The organism is Pseudochrobactrum mosebachae (assembly GCF_048914685.1).
Lineage (GTDB): Bacteria > Pseudomonadota > Alphaproteobacteria > Rhizobiales > Rhizobiaceae > Pseudochrobactrum.
Map to the genome: position 1 here is coordinate 2689682 of NZ_CP128408.1, position 20485 is coordinate 2710166.

General features: G+C 48.9%; 15 protein-coding genes and 1 tRNA gene. 8 read left to right on the forward strand and 8 right to left on the reverse strand.

Annotation, left to right across the window (positions count from 1 at the left end):
* Positions 1 to 99: 99 nt before the first annotated feature.
* Positions 100 to 3591 (reverse strand): carbamoyl-phosphate synthase large subunit, encoded by a 3492-nt coding sequence (gene carB, locus MP213Fo_RS12220; RefSeq protein WP_421089263.1) that lies wholly within the window; start codon positions 3589 to 3591, stop codon positions 100 to 102.
* A gap of 341 nt (positions 3592 to 3932) precedes the next feature.
* On the opposite strand from carB, the gene MP213Fo_RS12225 reads away from it, so the two are divergent.
* Entirely contained in the window at positions 3933 to 4847 is a 915-nt protein-coding gene (locus MP213Fo_RS12225) for a neutral zinc metallopeptidase (protein WP_421089264.1), read from the forward strand.
* 228 nt (positions 4848 to 5075) lie between these two features.
* On the opposite strand, the gene carA is transcribed toward MP213Fo_RS12225, so the two are convergent.
* On the reverse strand, positions 5076 to 6296 hold the full coding sequence (gene carA / locus MP213Fo_RS12230; protein WP_421089265.1) for a glutamine-hydrolyzing carbamoyl-phosphate synthase small subunit: 1221 nt from the start codon (positions 6294 to 6296) through the stop codon (positions 5076 to 5078).
* A 410-nt stretch (positions 6297 to 6706) separates the two neighbouring features.
* On the opposite strand from carA, the gene MP213Fo_RS12235 reads away from it, so the two are divergent.
* Positions 6707 to 7162: a GatB/YqeY domain-containing protein gene (locus MP213Fo_RS12235; RefSeq protein WP_421089266.1), complete on the forward strand. Its 456-nt coding sequence runs from the start codon at positions 6707 to 6709 to the stop codon at positions 7160 to 7162.
* A gap of 281 nt (positions 7163 to 7443) precedes the next feature.
* On the opposite strand, the gene MP213Fo_RS12240 is transcribed toward MP213Fo_RS12235, so the two are convergent.
* A complete protein-coding gene (locus MP213Fo_RS12240; protein ID WP_421089267.1) occupies positions 7444 to 9120 on the reverse strand; it encodes a Na/Pi cotransporter family protein in 1677 nt (558 codons plus the stop codon).
* Positions 9121 to 9728: 608 nt separating this feature from the next.
* Here MP213Fo_RS12240 and dnaG point away from each other — a divergent pair.
* The 6 genes from dnaG (at position 9729) to MP213Fo_RS12270 (ending at position 16206) form a co-directional block, all read left to right on the forward strand.
* Positions 9729 to 11720 carry a DNA primase gene (dnaG, locus tag MP213Fo_RS12245; protein WP_421089268.1) on the forward strand — a complete coding sequence of 664 codons (1992 nt, stop codon included), beginning with the start codon at positions 9729 to 9731 and terminating at the stop codon, positions 11718 to 11720.
* A gap of 623 nt (positions 11721 to 12343) precedes the next feature.
* Positions 12344 to 14362 (forward strand): RNA polymerase sigma factor RpoD, encoded by a 2019-nt coding sequence (rpoD, locus tag MP213Fo_RS12250; RefSeq protein ID WP_421089269.1) that lies wholly within the window; start codon positions 12344 to 12346, stop codon positions 14360 to 14362.
* A gap of 57 nt (positions 14363 to 14419) precedes the next feature.
* Positions 14420 to 14713, forward strand: a complete 294-nt coding sequence (locus MP213Fo_RS12255; RefSeq protein ID WP_421089270.1) for an HlyU family transcriptional regulator — start codon at positions 14420 to 14422, stop codon at positions 14711 to 14713.
* A 159-nt stretch (positions 14714 to 14872) separates the two neighbouring features.
* Entirely contained in the window at positions 14873 to 15319 is a 447-nt protein-coding gene (locus tag MP213Fo_RS12260) for a YcgN family cysteine cluster protein (RefSeq protein ID WP_421089271.1), read from the forward strand.
* Positions 15320 to 15454: 135 nt separating this feature from the next.
* A complete protein-coding gene (locus MP213Fo_RS12265; protein ID WP_421089272.1) occupies positions 15455 to 15823 on the forward strand; it encodes an antifreeze protein in 369 nt (122 codons plus the stop codon).
* A gap of 306 nt (positions 15824 to 16129) precedes the next feature.
* Positions 16130 to 16206: transfer RNA gene (locus MP213Fo_RS12270), tRNA-Ile, on the forward strand.
* Positions 16207 to 16594: 388 nt separating this feature from the next.
* Here the strand turns inward: MP213Fo_RS12270 and MP213Fo_RS12275 are convergent.
* The 5 genes from MP213Fo_RS12275 to pncA form a co-directional block, all read right to left on the reverse strand.
* On the reverse strand, positions 16595 to 16846 hold the full coding sequence (locus MP213Fo_RS12275) for a hypothetical protein (protein ID WP_421089273.1): 252 nt from the start codon (positions 16844 to 16846) through the stop codon (positions 16595 to 16597).
* A 489-nt stretch (positions 16847 to 17335) separates the two neighbouring features.
* On the reverse strand, positions 17336 to 17524 hold the full coding sequence (locus MP213Fo_RS12280; protein WP_421089274.1) for a hypothetical protein: 189 nt from the start codon (positions 17522 to 17524) through the stop codon (positions 17336 to 17338).
* A gap of 159 nt (positions 17525 to 17683) precedes the next feature.
* The gene (locus tag MP213Fo_RS12285) at positions 17684 to 18385 is read right to left on the reverse strand and encodes an outer membrane protein (RefSeq protein ID WP_421089275.1); all 702 of its coding nucleotides are present in this window, start codon (positions 18383 to 18385) and stop codon (positions 17684 to 17686) included.
* Between the two features lie 163 nt (positions 18386 to 18548).
* Positions 18549 to 19730 carry an NAD(P)/FAD-dependent oxidoreductase gene (locus tag MP213Fo_RS12290; protein ID WP_421089276.1) on the reverse strand — a complete coding sequence of 394 codons (1182 nt, stop codon included), beginning with the start codon at positions 19728 to 19730 and terminating at the stop codon, positions 18549 to 18551.
* A 127-nt stretch (positions 19731 to 19857) separates the two neighbouring features.
* Positions 19858 to 20472 carry a bifunctional nicotinamidase/pyrazinamidase gene (gene pncA, locus MP213Fo_RS12295; protein WP_421089277.1) on the reverse strand — a complete coding sequence of 205 codons (615 nt, stop codon included), beginning with the start codon at positions 20470 to 20472 and terminating at the stop codon, positions 19858 to 19860.
* Positions 20473 to 20485: the final 13 nt, after the last annotated feature.

Genomic DNA, 20485 nt, shown 5'->3' on the forward strand with positions numbered 1-20485 from the left:
GAGGGCTGTCGTGGCCGAGATGGCCAAGTGGTAGCTCATTGCTAATATAATAAAAAGGCAGCCAAAGGGCTGCCTTTTATGTTTTTATAACATCGAAAATCAGGCTTTTTTGAAGTAGTCCTGCAGAGGACGAACTTCAAGCGAACCGGCTTTCAAAGCGGCAATGGCTTCAGAAACAGCTTCTGCACCAGACATAGTGGTGTAGTAAGGCAGCTTCTGCATTAAGGCCGCACGACGGATTGATTTACTGTCGGATACCGCACTAACGCTGTCTGTGGTGTTGAACACGATATGCACCTGACGGTTACGGATGGCGTCTTCAATATGCGGACGGCCTTCCTGAACCTTGTTGATCTTGGTGGCTTCAATACCCTGTTCAGCCAGATAGCGCTGTGTGCCGCCGGTTGCCAGTACCTTAAAGCCGAGACCGGCAAGGCGGCGCACCGCTGAGACAATACGCGATTTATCTTCATCACGCACCGATACAAACACTGTACCATCACGTGGCAGGTCAACGCCTGCACCAAGCTGCGCTTTGGCAAAGGCCAGAGCGTAATCATAATCCAGCCCCATCACTTCGCCTGTCGAGCGCATTTCAGGTCCGAGCAGGGTGTCGACACCGGTAAAGCGGGCAAACGGGAACACCGCTTCTTTAACCGCAATATGGCGCTGTGCTTTCACATCCGGCTTGCCGCCATAGGCTGCCAATGCTTCTTCAAGGCTTTCACCGGCCATGATACGCGCTGCAACCTTGGCAATCGGTGTGCCATTGGTTTTCGCCACAAAAGGAACGGTACGCGAAGCGCGCGGGTTCACCTCAAGGACATAGATGACATTGTCTTTGATGGCATATTGCACGTTCATCAAGCCGCCGACATTAAGCGCTTTGGCCATTGCAATGGTCTGGCGCTCCAGTTCGGCAACAATTTCATCACTCAAAGTGTGAACAGGTAGCGAGCAGGCACTGTCACCGGAGTGAATACCTGCTTCTTCAATATGTTCCATAATGCCCGCAACATAGGCATCTTTACCGTCGCACAGGCAGTCCACATCCACTTCGATCGCATCGGTCAGATAGGTATCAAACAGCAGCGGGTTTTTGCCCAGCAATGTGTTGATCTGTCCGGTTTTGTCGCTTGGATATTTGGCTTTAATATCTTCGGTTACCAGCTCAGGCAAAGTGTCGAGCAGATATTTCTGCAACATGCGTTCATCATGGATGATCTGCATGGCACGGCCACCAAGAACATAGGATGGGCGAACAACCAGCGGGAAGCCGAGTTCACTTGCAACCAGGCGGGCCTGTTCAACTGAATAGGCAAGTCCGTTTTTCGGCTGGTTCAGGCCAAGCTTCACCAGAAGTTTCTGGAAACGGTCGCGGTCTTCAGCCAGATCAATCGCATCCGGTGAGGTGCCGAGGATCGGGATATTGGCTTGTTCCAGAGCATTTGCGAGTTTCAGCGGTGTCTGACCGCCGAACTGTACGATCACGCCGTGGAGTGTGCCTTTTTCCTGCTCTTTACGCAGAATTTCCAGCACGTCTTCATCGGTCAGTGATTCAAAATACAGGCGGTCTGATGTGTCATAATCCGTTGAAACGGTTTCCGGATTACAGTTGATCATGATCGCTTCATAACCGGCATCGCTCAGAGCAAATGCGGCATGGCAGCAGCAATAATCGAACTCGATACCCTGACCGATACGGTTAGGGCCACCACCGAGAATAACAACCTTTTTGCGGTCTGAAACATTGGCTTCACAGGCTAAGGAACCAGCAAATGGTGCTTCATAGGTTGAATACATATAGGCGGTTGGTGAGGCAAATTCAGCAGCGCAGGTATCAATGCGCTTGAAGATCGGATGCACATCAAGCGCAAAACGATGCTTGGCAACATCACCGGCCTCTTTGCCGATAATATTGGCCAGACGGCTATCTGAGAAGCCCATGGCTTTCAGAGCGCGCATATTCTCGGCATCCTGCGGCAGGCCGTGTTCACGTACACGGTCTTCCGTGGCCACAATTTCAGCCATCTGCTCAAGGAACCAAGGATCAATTTTACATGCTGCATGAATTTCATTCAGCGGCATACCAAAGCGCATGGCCTGTGCAACCATACGCAGACGATCTTGTGTCGGGGTGCCAATAGCTGCGCGTATTGCGCTTTTTTCATCGCCATCTTCAATATTCGGAATGGCGATTTCATCAAGACCGGTCAGACCTGTTTCAAGGCCGCGCAGCGCTTTCTGCAAACTTTCCTGAAATGTACGGCCAATTGCCATCACTTCACCAACCGACTTCATAGCCGTGGTCAGGACATTGTTTGCACCTGGGAACTTTTCAAAGGCAAAGCGCGGAATTTTGGTGACAACATAATCGATGCTCGGCTCGAAAGAAGCCGGAGTTGCACCGCCGGTAATGTCGTTTTCCAGTTCATCCATGGTGTAGCCAACAGCCAGCTTGGCTGCAACTTTAGCAATCGGAAAGCCGGTTGCTTTAGAGGCCAATGCCGAGGAGCGCGACACGCGCGGGTTCATCTCGATAACGATCAGACGACCATTTTCAGGATTAACCGCGAACTGTACATTGGAGCCGCCGGTTTCAACGCCGATTTCACGCAACACTGCGATCGAGGCATCACGCATGATCTGATATTCTTTATCAGTCAGTGTCAGGGCTGGAGCCACAGTGATACTATCACCGGTATGGACGCCCATCGGGTCGATATTTTCAATAGAACAGATAATGATGCAGTTGTCCGCTTTATCGCGCACCACTTCCATTTCATATTCTTTCCAGCCGAGAACTGATTCTTCGATCAGAACTTCAGTGGTTGGCGATGCATCAAGGCCGCTCTCAACAATTTCATGAAATTCCGAGCGGTTATAGGCAATACCGCCGCCGGTGCCGCCAAGGGTAAAGCTCGGACGGATAATGGCAGGCAGGCCGACATGATCAAGCGCTTGTGCTGCCAGACCCATAGCATGGGTCATATAGCGCTGCTTGCGGTCGGTTTCGCCGAGCTGCCATTCAGTTTCAAGCTTATCAAGAGCTTTATCAAGCTCGTCGCCGGAGAGCTGGGTTTTCAGTTCTTCACGCTTGATCTTATGGGCTTTACGGTCAATGTCTTTAACATCGGTTGCGTTAGCCAGCATAGATTTTGGAGTTTCAAGGCCAATTTTAGCCATGGCTTCACGGAACAATGCGCGGTCTTCAGCTTTATCAATAGCTTTGGCATCAGCACCGATCATTTCTACATTGTAGCGATCGAGAATGCCCATGCGCTTAAGCGACAAAGCGGTATTCAGTGCGGTTTGACCACCCATGGTTGGCAGCAATGCGTCCGGACGTTCTTTGGCAATGATTTTTGCAACAACTTCCGGTGTGATCGGCTCGATGTAAGTGGCATCAGCCAGATCGGGATCTGTCATAATGGTTGCCGGATTGGAGTTTACCAAAATGATCCGGTAGCCCTCTTCTTTAAGGGCTTTACAGGCTTGTGTGCCTGAATAGTCAAATTCGCATGCCTGACCGATGACGATTGGTCCCGCTCCGATAATCAGAATCGATTTGATGTCTGTGCGTTTTGGCATGATCTCATCCTGTGTTTAGCGCTTATTTGGCTCTGCGGCAAAAGCCCGAACGGAATGACCGTCGGGTTCAGAGGCTATATGATGCGTCTGGGCTAAGCGTGTCTTATAGGTAAGCCGTTCGGTAAAAGTAACCCCTTAAATGCAATAATCCATAGAAATTCTGCAAATTTTATCGAATCTTTTCTAAAAACATTGCCATGTCGGCTGTGTTTGTGCGCTTGCAAAGATTATCGCTGTAAAATAGCTGGAGGTTAGATAAAAATGCACCAACTACACAGTGGCGGGAAGAAGTTTTCCGTTTTACTATAGATGACAGAAAATTATACAAAGGGAGATCGCTGATGCGCTGGCAAGGTCGCGAAGAGAGTGACAATGTTGAGGATCGCCGTGGTGATGGTACATCTGGTGGTTTTGGCAGGGGCGGATTAGGCGGCGGCGGTCTTGGTGGGCCGGGCTTTCGTATCGTGCGTGGCGGCGGTTTTTCCGGCATTGTGATTTTGGGTGTGATGGCTCTGGTGTTGTGGATGGTCGGGATTAATCCGCTGCCATTGCTGTTCGGTGACGGTTCCGTACAGACAACACAATCATCCTCAAGCAGCTCTTCTGCGCCGCGTGCAACAGATCAGGCGGCGGCTTTCACCCGCGTTGTATTGAAAGAAACCGAGGATGTCTGGAGCGGTATTTTTCAGGCTGCGGGACAAACCTATAAAAAGCCAACACTGGTGATGTTTGAAGGTCAGGTTAAGTCTGCCTGCGGTTTTGCATCAGCAGCCTCAGGGCCGTTTTACTGCCCCGGTGATCAGAAAGTTTATATTGATTTGAGCTTTTTCAACGAGCTTGATAAGCGTTTTGGAGCATCAGGTGATTTTGCCCATGCGTATGTGTTGTCACATGAAGTTGGACACCATGTGCAAAATCTGCTGGGGATTCTGCCGCGCTTCAATAAAATGCGTCAAACCATGAGCGAAGCGCAGTCCAATGCCATGTCGGTTCGTGTTGAATTACAGGCCGATTGCTTTGCCGGCGTATGGGGAAAATATACTGATCAGAAAGGTCTGCTGGAGCAGGGCGATCTGGAAGAGGCTCTGAACGCTGCCCATCAGATTGGCGATGATACATTGCAAAAACGTGCTCAAGGCTATGTCGTGCCGGAAAGCTTCAACCACGGTACCGCAGCGCAGCGTGCCACATGGTTCAAGCGCGGCTTTGACACAGGTAAGGTTGAGGCCTGCGATACTTTTAACAACCCTGTCTAAGGTATTCGGGCGATTACGGTCTGCAAATGGCGCTTTTCTCGACTTCCGGTGCTCATGCACATTAAAGTGCATTGCGCTCCGGTTCTCGAAAAACACCATTTTCACCACGTCATTATCCCGAATACGCCCTCGCGTTTGATGGATAAAAATACAAAAAGGCCGGTGAAAATCACCGGCCTTTTATTTGTATGTTTTGATGCTGTTAGCCGTATGGCTTGCTTTAAAAGCTCAGGCCGCGTCGCGTTCCGGCAGTGGTTCCTGACCTTTTCGTGCGCGGATGAAGTTGATAAAACGACGGAACAGGTAGAATGAATCTTCCGGGCCCGGTGATGCTTCCGGATGATGCTGTACTGAAAATACCGGCTTGCCAACGATGCGCAGGCCGCAATTGGTGCCGTCAAACAGCGAGATATGTGTTTCTTCAACGCCATCCGGCAGACTGTCTGCATCCACAGCAAAGCCGTGATTCATAGATACGATTTCAACCTTGCCAGTAGTGTGGTCTTTAACCGGATGATTGCCGCCGTGGTGGCCCTGATGCATTTTCACGGTCTTGCCGCCTGCGGCAAGTGCCAGCATTTGGTGACCAAGACAAATACCAAACAGCGGAATATCGCTTTCGATCAGCTTCTGAATAGTTGGTACAGCATATTCGCCGGTTGCGGCCGGATCGCCCGGGCCATTGGAAAGGAAAATGCCATCCGGCTTATGGGCCAGAATATCTTCAGCAGTCGCGGTTGCAGGAACAATGGTTACCTTGCCGCCAAGATCGGCAAACAGACGCAGAATATTACGTTTGATACCATAGTCGATGGCAACAACATGGAACTGCTCTTCGGTCTGTTTGTCGTAGCCTTCATTCCAGACCCATGACTTTTCTGTCCATACGGAAGACTGACCCGAGGTTACATTTTTAGCCAGATCAAGATCAACCAGGCCTGCCCATGCGCTTGCGCGTTTTTGTAGTGCCGGAATATCGAAATTGCCGCTCGGATCATGAGCGATTACTGCGTTAGCTGCGCCTTTTTCACGGATCAGGGCGGTTAATGCGCGGGTATCAACATTGCTCAGACCTATAATGCCATGCTGTTTAAGCCATGCATCAAAATCCTGCGTTGAACGGTAGTTCGACGGTGCTGTGATATCTGCTTTAAGAATAGTGCCAACTGCACCGGAGCGGCTGGCCGGATTGAGGCGCTCGCTGTCTTCTTCATTGGTGCCGACATTGCCGATATGCGGGAATGTAAAGGTAACGATCTGGCCTGCGTAAGAAGGATCAGTGAGAACCTCCTGATAACCGGTGAGCGAGGTGTTAAAGCAAACTTCAGCTTCAACTGCGCCGATTGCGCCAACGCCTTTGCCTTCAATCACGGTGCCATCAGCCAGAACCAGCACGGCTGTCGGCTTGGATATCGTCCAGGGTGCGGTTTTCGGTGTGGGTTCGGTCATTGTGGCACTCCTGATCATAATTGCGCTGTGCAGAATTCATTGCTGTTCACATAAGTGGAAACAGGCCGTGCGAAAACGCGCCGGATACAATATGCCCCGTCGCGAGAACGAAAAAAATCTTCTGCTAAGATTAAGAATGTAGAGAAATGTCACGCATAGGTCAATTGCCACGAGCCATGTTTTCCTGAGAAATGCACGGAATTTGCCTAAACCTTGTATAAAACGCTCTTCATGCCTATTTCGGGCACATACAGTAAAAATCAGATTGTACGCTTTTGCCAGACAGGTAAATTGCGCTATAACCCGTTTGATTTGCTTTTACTGGCTGATTTATTGCCGGATTTTATGAATTTAACAGACAGGATACCCAATTCTATATTGGTGTTCATATCCTGTCCAAGGAGAATACTATGTTGCGCCAGGAAATTTCCCAGGCTCTGACAACGGCCATGAAGGCTCATGATAAAATGCGCACCAGCACATTGCGCCTGATCATGGCTGCATTGAAGGATCGTGATATTGCTCATCGCGGTGCGGGCAAAGACCCTGTGACTGATGATGAGTTGCTGGCCATCCTGTCGAAGATGATCAAGCAGCGTGAAGAATCTGCCAAAATGTATGAAGAAGGCAATCGCCTTGAACTGGCAGAAACCGAGCGTGCCGAGATTGCAATTATCAAAGACTTTTTGCCAAAGCAGCTTGATGATGCAGAAATCCGTAAAATCTGCGGTGATGCGATTACTGAAATCGGCGCAGAGGGCTTACGCGATATGGGCAAGGTGATGGCTGTTCTTAAGGAACGCTATACCGGCCAGATGGATTTTGCCAAAGCCAGTGCTGAGTTGAAAACCTTGCTCAGTGCCTGATTAGAGCAGTTTCAGGAAAAGTGGGAACCGGTTTTCCGTGCGAAACTACGTTTAAAAACAGATAGAGTGGTTTTCTTCTTCCAGAAAAATGAAAATGCTCTAGCGCACACCACTTATAAAAAGGCCGCGTATCAGTTGATACGCGGCCTTTTTATTACGAGTGCATGACTAGAGCGGCTAACGTTCAGGTTGGATCGCAGCGCTCGCTCTAGATTTTAGAGTTTACGCATTTCACTATCAAGTTGAATCAATTTGATAGTGAAATGCTCTAGGCGTGGTCGTTAATTGTCGGTCGCAGCTCTGAGGCGTGTACCGCCCAGCATGCCTTTTTCTTCCAGTACCGGATAAGCCATTGAGGCCAGCAGCGAGTTGATCTGCTTGAGATCGCGAATGGTGTCCAGATGGATGGAGCTGGTTTCCACGCTGCGTACAGTGCCTTCACGCAGGCGCTTGAAATGCATTTCACTGGTGCGCTTTTCCATGTCACGCAGATGATCTTTTTCACGTACCAGTTGGCGTGCCGTATAGCTGTCGCGCGATACCAGCACGTTGAAGGCCAGATGTGCATTAGAAACGACCATTGCGTGGAATTCTGTCAGCTCATCCCAGCCTTCTTCAGTAAATTCCAGCTTTCGATCCATTTTCTTTTGTACATGTACGAGCATGTTGCGCACAATAATATCGCCGACCTGTTCAAGTTTCACGCAGGCACCGAGCAATTCCTGTGTGCGCAATGCCTCATCTTCGGACAAGTCTTTGGTCGCAAGTTTGGCGAGGTAGAGCTTGATCGCGGCATGACGGGAATCCAGCTTGTCATCGAGCTTGGCCAGTTCGTTAATGCTGACCTGATCCGGCTTTTCATACAGATCCATAATGCGGCGCAGCATAACATCAACGGTTTCGCAGGTACGCACCACTTCACGCGTGGCATTTCCCAGGGCAAGCGGGGGAGAGTCAATAACGCTCATATCGAGGGCGCTGATTTCTTGCGTAAAGACATTTTCTGCCGAAGTTTCAGCTTTTGCCTGCCGGTTCACCAGTGCTTCGGTCGCCCGCAGCACCAAGCCTGAAAGCGGAATACCTGTCACCAGAATAATCGTATTGAACAGAATATGCGCATTTACCACCTGATTGACCGGATCGCTGCCGAGAAAGGCAACCGAGGGTTTGAAGGTCAGGAACAGGATAAGAATGATCAATGAGCCTGCACCGCGCATCAGCAGATTGCCGAGCGGCACTACGCGGGTTTCAGCCGGCGCGTTACGGGTGAGTAGCGGCGCAATGATTGAGGAGCCTAGATTGACGCCCAAGACCATGATCACAGCAAGGTCAGGCTGGATCAGACCGCGCGAAGCAAAGGATATTAACAGGATAATTGCGGCAATCGATGAGTGAAACAGCCATGTCATCAAGGCTGCCAGCAGATATGTGGTGACCGGATCGCTGGCCAGATAATTGACAATTACCGGTAGCAGCTGACTGTCGCGCAGCGGAATTGTTGCTTCACTGGTAAGCTCCAGTGACAGGATAAGCAGGCCGATACCGACCAGAATTTTACCGTTCTGGCGCCAAAATAAGCGCTCGGAAGACATGGAGATGAATGTACCTGCAACAAGTGCCAGCGGTACCAGCATGGTCAGGTCATAGCTTAGAATTTTGATGACGAGCGCAGAGCCAAGTTCACCGCCGCGCACGGCCATAAGGCCTGCAACACCACTGACAAAACCTGCGCCGACAAAAGAGCCGACCAGCAGGGTAACAGCAGTAGAGCTCTGCAATGAGACTGCGAGCAAGATACCGAAGCTGACAGCGAGAATAGGTTTTTGCATATATTTACGCAGACGTCTTCGCAGACGGTCACCATAAGCGCTTTCAACGCCTGCCCGAACCATGCGTGTTGCCCATAATAACAGGGCGACTGCTCCTGCAAGATGCAGAAGGACGACTGAACCATTCAAAAGAGCATTCCTTTATATATCCGGTGATTAATTCACCTTTGTATTTTTAGCCTCGGGCTGAAACATACCCTCAGCAATTGTGTAGACCACATAATACCCTAACGCATATTCGGGTTATGACAGCAGGCATATGTGCCCTTGGCTAATGTCGCAGGCATTAATTACGGCAATATGTGAAAAAGATATTTTGACGAATAAACTTACGTGTAAAATATGCACTGGCTAAACAATCTAGGCGCATTATCGCTAATTTGAAAGGGGTATTTTGGTTGTAATGGTTGGATTTTAAAGTTTTTATGACGTTTTTATGACAATTAGCCGACTAATATAAACTCTATGATTTGCAGGTGTTTGAGCTACTTGCAGCGCAATTATATTCAAAATATGCAGGTGTTTTTAGAGCGAAATTACAAGCTGCTGGTTTGCTGACTGCGCCGGTCTTATATAATATTGCACTGGCATGTGGTTAACGGGGATAGATACAGTGCATGGGGGTATTTTCGCATATTCCATGCTATGAGAGTGGCAACCGCGCAAAGCAGTATTTCATGAGGCAGATCACTCTGAGATGACTGTATGCGATAACAGTTGAGAGAATTTTAAACCGAATGCGCTTTCCACCGTCCTTCCTTGATGAAATCCGCGAACGCGTACCGATCTCTACGGTTATTGGCACGCGCGTGAGCTTTGATCGCAAAAAGACCAATGCGTCCAAGGGAGATTTCTGGGCTTGCTGTCCGTTTCATGGTGAGAAGTCGCCAAGTTTTCACTGTGAAGACCGCAAAGGTCGCTACCATTGCTTTGGTTGCGGGGTTACCGGCGACCATTTTCGTTTTTTGACCGATCTTGAAGGTTTAAGCTTCCCGGAGGCGGTAACGCGTATTGCCGATATGGCTGGTGTGCCGATGCCGGTGATGGACGCTGAGCAGCAGCGGCGCGAAGAAAAGCGTGGCACACTCTATGATGTGCTGGAAATGGCTGCGCAGTTTTTTGAAGATCAGTTGCAAGCATCAAATGGTGCCAAAGCACGCTCATATCTGCGTGATCGTGGCCTGAGCGCCCAGACGCAGGCGGAATTCCGCATTGGCTATGCACCGGAAGGACGCAATATTCTCAAAGAATATCTGGCAGCCAAAGGTGCCAGTCGTGAGCAGATTGAAGCCAGCGGCATGGTTGTTTATGGCGAGGGGATTGCGGTCTCCTATGATCGTTTTCGTGATCGGGTGATGTTTCCGATTACAGATAGCCGTAACCGTGTGATTGCCTTTGGCGGCCGCGCTTTGTCGCCGGATGCACCGGCCAAATATCTTAATTCGCCTGAAACCGAACTGTTTCATAAAGGGCAGGTTCTTTATAATCTGGTGCGCGCGCGACGTGCCTGTCAGGCGCAGCATGGTGAAGAGGCCAAACCGGTTATTGCGGTTGAAGGCTATATGGATGTGATTGCGCTGGCGCAGGCCGGATTTAATGAGGTGGTTGCGCCGCTTGGCACCGCTTTGACCGAGGAGCAAATGGCGCTGCTGTGGCGGGTGAGCTCAGAGCCGGTTTTATGTTTTGACGGTGATCAGGCGGGCTTGCGCGCTGCATATCGTGCCGTGGATACCGGATTGCCAAATTTGCAGCCGGGGAAATCACTGGCTTTTGCATTGTTGCCTGAGGGCAAGGATCCGGATGATCTGGTGAAAGAGCAGGGGGCTTCTGCTTTCGGCAATATTTTGCGCGAGGCCAAGCCTTTGGCTGAGATGTTGTGGATGCGCGAAACGTCCGGCGGTAATTTTGAAACACCGGAGCGCCGTGCCGAGCTTGATGCGCGTTTAAGAACGCATGTGGCGCGAATTAAGGATGAAAGCGTCAAACATTATTACGGCCAGCATATGCGCGAGAAATCGCAGGCTTTGTTCGGACCGAAATGGGGACGCAAGAATAATGATAAATCCCAGAATGGCTTCGGCAATAATAATTTCGGTAACAAGAGTAATTTTCAGCAGCGCGGCAAAGGCAATAACTTTGGCGGCAGTGGCGGTGGCTACAATAGTGGCAAAGTCTCGGTGTCTGATAGTTTGGCGCGGTCATCACTGGTTAAGACCGGCTCTTTAGCACCCAGCCTGCGTGAGGCAACGATTGTTTTGACGCTGATTAATCATCCGGCACTGATTGATGAGAATTTTGAAACGGTAGCAACACTGGAGCTTAACCATGCCGGACTGACAGCGCTGCATGCGGCCTTGCTGGATGTGATGGCGAGCCATCTTGCCGAAGATGGCAAGACTATGCGCAAAATACTCAATGAAAACGGTTTTTCAGACCTCTTGGACGAGCTTGAACTGGTGGTGCGCCGTGCACGTTTGTGGCCTGCTACCATATTGGCGGCAGAAGATGATTCACGCGAGGCGCTCAAGCAGGCAATGCACTTGCAACTGCGCGCGCGTACACTACATAAAGAACTGAGAGCGGTGGAGGCCGCATTGTCTGAAGATGCTTCGGCTGAAGTTTTTGCGCGTTTTATTGATATTCAAAATGAAATCCGCAAAGCGGATGCAACTGAAGCACTGATTGAAGGGTTCGGTCAGTCATCCGGCCGACCGCCCGGTGGCTTTTAAAGTGAACTTCGCTGGTGGCTTTTTCCGGCGGCTTTTCCCGGCGGCTTTTCATTGAGAGGTCGAGTTGATTCCCGCATTCTGGCGTAATGTCACTATGCTACAGCAGTTTCAGGAAAAGTGGGAACCGGTTTTCCGTCCGAAACTGCGTTTAACAAACAGATAGAGCGGTTTTCCTGCTCCAAAGAAAAGGAAAACCGCTCTAGATGAATGAAACGGCGCTGATAACAGCCTGAAATCGCAAGGATTGGTGGTTATGGGGCGTCACACTGTCGCTAAACTGCATAAATGATTCGCTTTTTGCGGGCGAATCATGTGAGTCGCATTCTTTAGGCTGTTTAATGCCGGAGGTGTGTCTGCTGATAAGCTAAGATACCAGCCGGAATTTTAACACCTGAAACTGATAAAAACCTAGCTGATACAGGGCAGTTATCTCTGTAATTAAGAAATTTGTAAACCGGTGCTTCTCTGCCTGCAAGCAGTAATTGATACGGTTAATACGGTTTTAACGCTAAACCGCTATTGCCGGTACTATCGATAGTCATGGGGCATAACGCGAATCATTCGTTTTAATGTTCATTCCGCCCGATTTGAGCAAAACGATCTGGTCGCCTGGAGATAAATATATGGCAACGAAGGCTAAGGAAAACGAAGAAGCTGAAGTCGAGCGCGAAGGCGCGACCGATGGGCCGCTTCTCGACCTTTCTGACGACGCTGTCAAGAAAATGATCAAGCTCGCCAAAAAACGTGGCTATGTCACGATGGACGAGCTGAATGCCGTGCTGCCTTCTGAAGAAGTAACCTCTGAGCAAATTGAAGATACAATGTCGATGCTGTCCGATATGGGCATCAATGTTGTTGAAGACGATGAGCAGGATGCTGACGCTGAAGAGCGCGACGATGACAGCGAAGAAAGCAGCGGCGAACTGGTTGAAGCCGGTGGTACTGCTGTAGCGACCACAACCACTAAAAAAGAGCCGACAGACCGTACCGACGATCCGGTGCGGATGTATTTGCGTGAAATGGGCTCGGTGGAGCTGTTATCACGTGAAGGTGAAATCGCGATTGCCAAGCGTATTGAAGCTGGCCGCGAAACCATGATTGCCGGCTTGTGCGAAAGCCCGCTGACTTTTCAGGCTCTGATCATCTGGCGCGAAGCGCTGAATGACCAGCAGATCTTGTTGCGCGAAATTATTGACCTTGAAACCACTTATGCAGGTCCTGAAGCCAAACAGGCTCCGGTGATCGAGCGTGTGGAAGAGGGCGCACGCCCTGACGATAAAAACAAGCGTTTGACCCGCGATGACGACGATGTAACCAATGTCGGTGGTGATACGCAGGAAGAATATGACGACGACGAGGATGATGAAGCTAATCTGTCGCTTGCCGCGATGGAAGCTGAATTGCGTCCGCAGGTCATGGAAACCCTTGATCTGATTGCTGATACCTATAAGAAACTGCGCAAATTGCAGGATCAGCAGGTTGAAGGCCGACTGGCAAATGCCGGTGAATTGTCGACCTCGCAGGAGCGTCGCTATAAGGAACTGAAAGACCAGCTGATTAAGGCTGTTAAATCGCTGTCGCTGAACCAGAACCGTATTGAGTCACTGGTTGAGCAGCTTTACGATATTAACAAACGTCTGGTTCAGAACGAAGGTAAGTTGCTGCGTCTTGCAGAATCTTTCGGTGTTCGCCGTGAAGAGTTCCTGAAAGAATATCAGGGCAATGAACTTGATCCGAACTGGACTGAACGCCTTGCAACACTGACCGCACGCGGCTGGAAAGAGTTTGTTGCCAAAGAAGCGCGTGGCATTGAAAATCTGCGTTCTGAAATTCAGAATCTTGCGACTGAAACCGCGATTTCGATCGGCGAATTCCGCCGTATTGTTAATCAGGTTCAGAAGGGTGAGCGCGAAGCAACCATTGCCAAAAAGGAAATGGTTGAGGCAAACCTGCGTCTCGTGATTTCGATTGCCAAGAAATATACCAACCGTGGTCTGCAGTTCCTTGATCTTATTCAGGAAGGCAATATCGGCCTGATGAAAGCGGTTGATAAGTTTGAATATCGCCGTGGTTATAAGTTCTCGACTTATGCGACCTGGTGGATCAGGCAGGCAATTACCCGTTCTATCGCGGATCAGGCACGTACCATCCGTATTCCGGTGCATATGATCGAAACGATCAATAAGATCGTTCGTACATCGCGCCAGATGCTGCATGAAATCGGCCGTGAACCGACACCGGAAGAACTGGCTGAAAAGCTGGCTATGCCGCTCGAAAAAGTTCGTAAGGTTCTTAAAATTGCCAAAGAGCCTATCTCCCTTGAAACGCCTGTTGGTGATGAAGAAGATTCACACTTAGGTGATTTCATTGAAGATAAGAATGCGCTGCTGCCTATTGATGCGGCCATTCAGGCGAATTTGCGTGATACCACGACCCGTGTGCTGGCATCGCTGACACCACGTGAAGAGCGCGTTCTGCGTATGCGCTTTGGTATTGGTATGAATACCGATCACACGCTGGAAGAAGTTGGCCAGCAGTTCTCGGTAACACGTGAGCGTATTCGTCAGATTGAAGCGAAAGCACTGCGTAAGCTCAAGCATCCGAGCCGTTCACGCAAGCTGCGTTCATTCCTCGATAGCTAAACCACAATTCTTATCAATGCCGTCATCGGTGATGACGGCATTTTTACAGGAAGCACAATGTCTTTTCTCAAGCGTTTATTCGGTCTTGGTAATTCTGAACCCACGAGTGGCAAAGCTCAGGCAGAGCCGGCAAGTAGCGAGCATAAAGGCTTCGTGATTGTCGCAACGCCATATTCCGAAGCCGGGCAGTTTCAGACCTGCGGGATAATCCGCAAAGAAATTGACGGTGTGATGCAGGAGCATAAATTTATCCGTGCCGACCGTTTTGCCACGATGGATGACGCGGTCAATATTACGCTGATCAAAGGTCGCCAGATCGTTGACGAGCAGGGTGACGGCCTGTTTCGCTAAAGTATTGCAGGAAAAGCGGGAACCGGTTTTCCGACTAAAGTTTTGCGCTGCGCGTGAAAATATTCAAGGTCCGGTTTACCGGGCCTTTTGTTTTATAAATATGTTAATATTGAAATACAGCCCGTTAAACGGTTGCAGACGTGAAAGTGAGACAGGCTCATGAAAAAACCATTCTGGCAGACAAAAAACCTGCGTGAATTGAACAAGAAAGAATGGGAAAGCCTGTGTGACGGTTGCGGCCAGTGCTGCCTGCACAAGCTGCAGGATGATGATACTGACGAGATTTACGGTACCAGTGTTGCCTGTACACTCCTTGATGGCAAAAGCTGCCAATGCTCGGATTATGTTAATCGCAAAAAAACAGTGCCTGATTGTGTGTTTCTAACACCTGAAATCATTGAAACGGTACGCTGGTTGCCGGAAACTTGCGGCTATCGTCGTGTTGCCGAGGGCAGGGATCTGGAATGGTGGCATCCGCTGGTATCCGGCAGCCCTGAAACTGTGCATGAAGCCGGTATTTCTGTGCGTGGAAAAATTACGGCTTATGACCATGAGCTGCCTGATGAAGAAGCATATTTAAAACATATGACCGGACATATTGCCTGAGGCAAAGAGGACTGATGTTTTATAAAAACCTGATAGAGATGTATGAACCACAGATGAATAGGTGATTGTTCTTTCATTCAGATATAGCTTGCTAAATATTGGATATCGCAACAAAAAATATCTTAGGAGAGAGCAATGTCGGGTTTTTCAATGAAAGCAGCTGTGGTGTCCGGTCTGATTGGATTGGCATCGGTTTTTGCAGCCGGTGTTTCTGCTCAGGCGGCGTCTCCGGTGGTGATAGGAGTGAGCAGTAACGGTGTAACCATCGGCGCACCTCTGATGCAGGTTAACCACCGCAACGGCCATTACAACCGGCCGCAATATCGCCCTAACAACCGCTATGCCTGCTCACCACGTCAGGCTGTGACCAAAGCTTCACGCATGGGAGTGCGCAATGCACGCGTTAGCAGCAACCGCTCGACTATTCGTGTGTCCGGCTTCCGCCATGGCCGCCCAACGGCAGTACTGTTTGGTAAAGCGCGTGGCTGCCCGATCTTGCGCTAAACACAGCGACGACTGATCGGCCAAGAGCCAAGAGCCAAGAGCCAAGAGCCAAGACATAGAATACAGAAATGTAATTTACTTAGGCCGCGAATTTTACGATTGGCGGTCTGATTTTATTAAATGTGGCGCTTGGTATTACCGGCTTGGATCATGACTGGCTGCGTAAAATATACGGTTTTTCATATGACGCTGACAAATTTTATAAAACTATCTGCCTAGCATAAAATACTGATTGATAATGTTTTAGTTCAAAGGCTGGTTGGTCTTGCGAACCTGTTTCGATTCAGATAGATCGGTATTGTGCGTGGGCCTGTAGCTCAACTGGTCAGAGCCGGCGGCTCATAACCGCTTGGTTGGGGGTTCGAGTCCCTCCGGGCCTACCACTTTGATTTATTATATAATTATCTTTCCTAGAGCAGTTTCAGAAAAAAGGTGGGAACCGGTTTTCCGTCCGAAACTGCGTTTAAACAAACAGATAGAGCGGTTTTCCTGCTTCAAAGAAAAGTGGAAGCGCTCTAGAGCGGGTAACATTCAGGCTGGATCGCAGCGCTCGCTCTAGATTTTAGAGTTTTCGCATTGTCATACCTATCAAGTTGATTCAACATGATAGTGAAATGCTCTGGTTGCTTATTCTGTACTCAGCTTAAATACGGCGGGTAAAAATTCATGCATTGGCTCAGCTGCCTTTGCGGCGCTGGCTGGCTTCTCATCCTTTGCTTTTTACAGGTAGTTCAGAACGGAAAGCCGGTTTCAATTTTTGTAGAAGCCAATTTAATCATCGCTCATGTCCGGTACTTCGCCAAATGAGACGATCAGGCGGGGGGCGTTCATATCTCCACTTTCTTCATCGACCATAACCGCATAGGCGGCTACGCCTGCAAATCTCTCCGACATTGAGGTGGCGATTTTAATGGCGCCAGCCTCACTGGAAGCCGGGCGCATTTCTGCTGCAACCAGTTTTTGCCTGGCTTTGCGGTACGGCATAATGATGAATTTTTCAGTTGCTTTGATATCTGCAGACATAATATTACCTCAATGAATGTTCCTAAAATGTTCTTATTTTAAGGAGGAGTCAAGAGGCAGTGAAATGCTTGCCATATTTATTTTACAATGAGCAGCAGGCCTGTATTCAGGCGAATAAATTGTTTGAAATAGATTGTGTGACAGTGCGTATAGCGCATTGCGTCCGGAGGAAATCCGGATCGCATGCATAATATGTGATTTATTTTATAGGTTGCTGCGATGGGGAGCCACGCAGATTGTAGCAATGAGCGTTTTTTAGCTAGAGCATTTCACTATTAAGTTGAATCAACTTGATAGGCATGACAATGCGAAAATTCTAAAATCTAGAGCGAGTGCTGCGATCCAACCTGAAGGTTACCCGCTCTAGAGCATTTCGTAGTCCAATGGAATCATTGGCGGCCACGATAATGCGTAAAAACAATAACTTAGAGCGGATTACATGATCCAATTTAAACGTAAACCGCTCTAGAGCCTGCCTGCAACTGTGGCTTACTCGTCATCTTCGTCTTCATCATCGGATTCAATAATATCCCATAAGAAAGCATGCAGACGCTGCTCAAGGACTTTTCTTGAAGCGCCGGACGCCTCAAGGTCACGTTTAAGTTTATAAAACTGATCTCTCTGAGCCGGAGTGAGATGTTTTGTGGCGGATTCTAACGTTGAAAGCTGACTGGTCATAAACGGCTCATACCTTCTCAATGCATATAATGGAAGTAGGGCGCTATGTTTCATATCGGATATTATGGCTTAAAATCTGGTTTTTAGATTGTAAAATATCGCTCAAACAAAACAAGCCCCGAAAGCATCGCTTCGGGGCTTGTCTATTAAATAATTTGATTAGAACTTATAGTTCAGACCAACGCGCACAGTATGGAATGCAGATTTAGCAGCTCCCTGACCAGCGTCTGGGATGCCTTGTATTAGATCAAATTTCATTTTACCGAGGTCAGTGTAAAGATATTCGGTTTTCAGTGTTACATTGTTAGTAATAGCATATTCCGCACCAGCACCGACAGTATAACCAAATTTTGTCTTGGATAATGAGCTGGTTTCGTCAGCTTCAATATATGTTTTAACTTTACCGTAAGCGACGCCGCCGGTTGCATAGACCATGAAGCGGTCAACAGGTGTATAGCCAATGCGGGCACGGGTTGTACCAAACCAGCTGACTTTTGTACCAAGATTAAAGACGTCAAGATCTGCAAAAGTTACTGTAAAATCAGATTTTACATTTGCTATCTGCAAGTCTGTTTCGAGACCGAAGATAGTTTTATCGACCTGCCAGTTATAACCAGCCTGCACACCGCCAATAAAGCCGCTGGCATTGCTGCTTAATGACATGCCGAGTTCTTCATCAGCCGTAATATCAGTTTTGAATTTACCGCCAGCGTAACCGGCATTTACGCCGATATAGCCGCCAGACCAAGAAAACGTGTCGGCGACAGCGGCAGAAGCCGGATCATTATAAATAATGGCGTCAGCAGCGAATGCGCTTGTAGAAGAAAGAAGCAGGGCTGCTGAGATAGCAATATATTTCATGATAAAACCTTTATTTGTTACGTTAATAAATATACATTTCAGCTCTCTGTACGTATGTAGTATTTTCGCAACATAAGGTTATTATGTTCTATCATTATATTGATGTTTTTTAATATATAATTCAGATTGTATTTAAGTATATATTGTTTTAGGAATTTTATACTTATACAGATAGGCCTGCGCTATGACCTGATGCCCATGCCCACTGGAAGTTGAAGCCGCCAAGCCAGCCGGTTACATCCACACATTCCCCAATGAAATAAAGGCCTTGCACGGTTTTTGACTCCATTGTTTTGGAGTTAAGTTCATTGGTATTGATGCCGCCGAGTGTTACTTCTGCGGTTCTGTAGCCCTCTGAACCAGCAGGTTTAATGTGCCAGTCATGAATAGCTGCAACGATGGTGGCTAAAACCTTGTCTGACAGATCAGCCAGAGGCTTGTTCATTTGAGTTTTTTCCGTCAAAAATTGCGCCAGACGACGCGGCAGTTTTTCTGCCAATGCAGTTTGTACTGATTGTTTGCCATTGGTTTGACGTGCCGTTTTGAGCAGCGCCAGAAAGTCAACATCCGGCTCGATGGTTAAAACCACCTCATCACCTTCACGCCAATAGGATGAAATCTGCAAAATTGCCGGTCCGCTCATGCCACGATGGGTGAATAGCAGTGCTTCGCGGAAGCGGGTTTTGCCGTGTTTGAGCTCGGCATCCACTGCAATGCCTGATAGCGGGCTGAGTTGCTCAAGCAGATTTGGCTCCAGTGTGAGCGGCACAAGGCCGGGACGGGTTTCAATGATTGAGTGCCCGAACTGGGTGGCAAGCTGATAGGCAAAGCCTGTGGCGCCCATTTTAGGGATTGATTTACCGCCGCTGGCGATCACGAGCGATTGGGCTTCTATTGTGCCATTGCTAGTTTGGATACTGAAACCATTGCCGGTTTTGCTGATATTTGTGATGCTGGTATTGAGGTCCAGCCTGACACCGGCCTGATCCATTTCATCGCGCAGCATCGCAATAATATCTTTGGCACTGTTATCGCAAAACAACTGCCCCAAAGTTTTTTCATGCCAGCTGATCTGGTGGTTATCGACCATATTGATAAAATCTTGCGGCGTGAAGCCTGCCAGTGCCGATTTGCAAAAATGCGGATTGGCCGAGAGGTAGTTTTTAGCCGTGGCATGAATATTGGTAAAATTACAGCGTCCCCCACCGGAGATACGTATTTTATCGCCTGCCGATTTCGCATGGTCGATGAGAACAACGGAGCGCCCACGCTGGCCAGCCCGGATTGCGCACATCATGCCTGCAGCACCCGCACCAATAATCACAACATCTTTTTTCTCAATCACAGGGGCGGCTTTCTTATTTATTGGAATTGCAGAGGCAAGGGAGGGAGCCAGAGCGTAAAAAGTTTATATAAAGCAAAAAGGCAGGCTGAGAAGCGCTGCCTTTTTAAAATAGGGGTTTTATAGATATTTAGCGGAAGGTAACGCCACCCTGCGCCATCCTGTCCATCATGGTTTGCAGGGAGCCACCAATATCAATGCCACGGCTTAAATCAGGTAGTACAGTCACATTAAAACCCTGCTCAATGGCATCAAGTGCTGAATAGGCAACGCAAAAGTCGGTGGCAAGGCCTGCCAAGGTTACATCAGTTATGCCGCGCTCACGCAAATAGCCACCAAGACCGGTAGGCGTGGTGTGGTCATTTTCAAAAAATGCGGAATAGCTGTCGATAGCTTTGCGGAAGCCTTTACGAATAATCAGTTCGGCTTTCGTCCATTGCAGGTGCGGATGAAATTCTGCGCCATGGCTGCCTTGTATGCAATGATCCGGCCATAAAGTCTGCTCGCCGTAAGGCATGGTGATCATTTCATACGGCGCGCGACCAGTATGGGTTGAGGCAAAGCTCGAGTGAGCGGCAGGGTGCCAGTCTTGGGTGAGGATCACATGATCAAACCGCTCAATCTCGCTATTAATACCGGCAATAATCGTATCGCCCTCTGTAACTGCCAGTGCGCCACCCGGGCAGAAGTCATTCTGAATATCAATAACGATAAACGCACCATTATGCTGAGTGTGTTGCGACATTTCACTCTCCTGT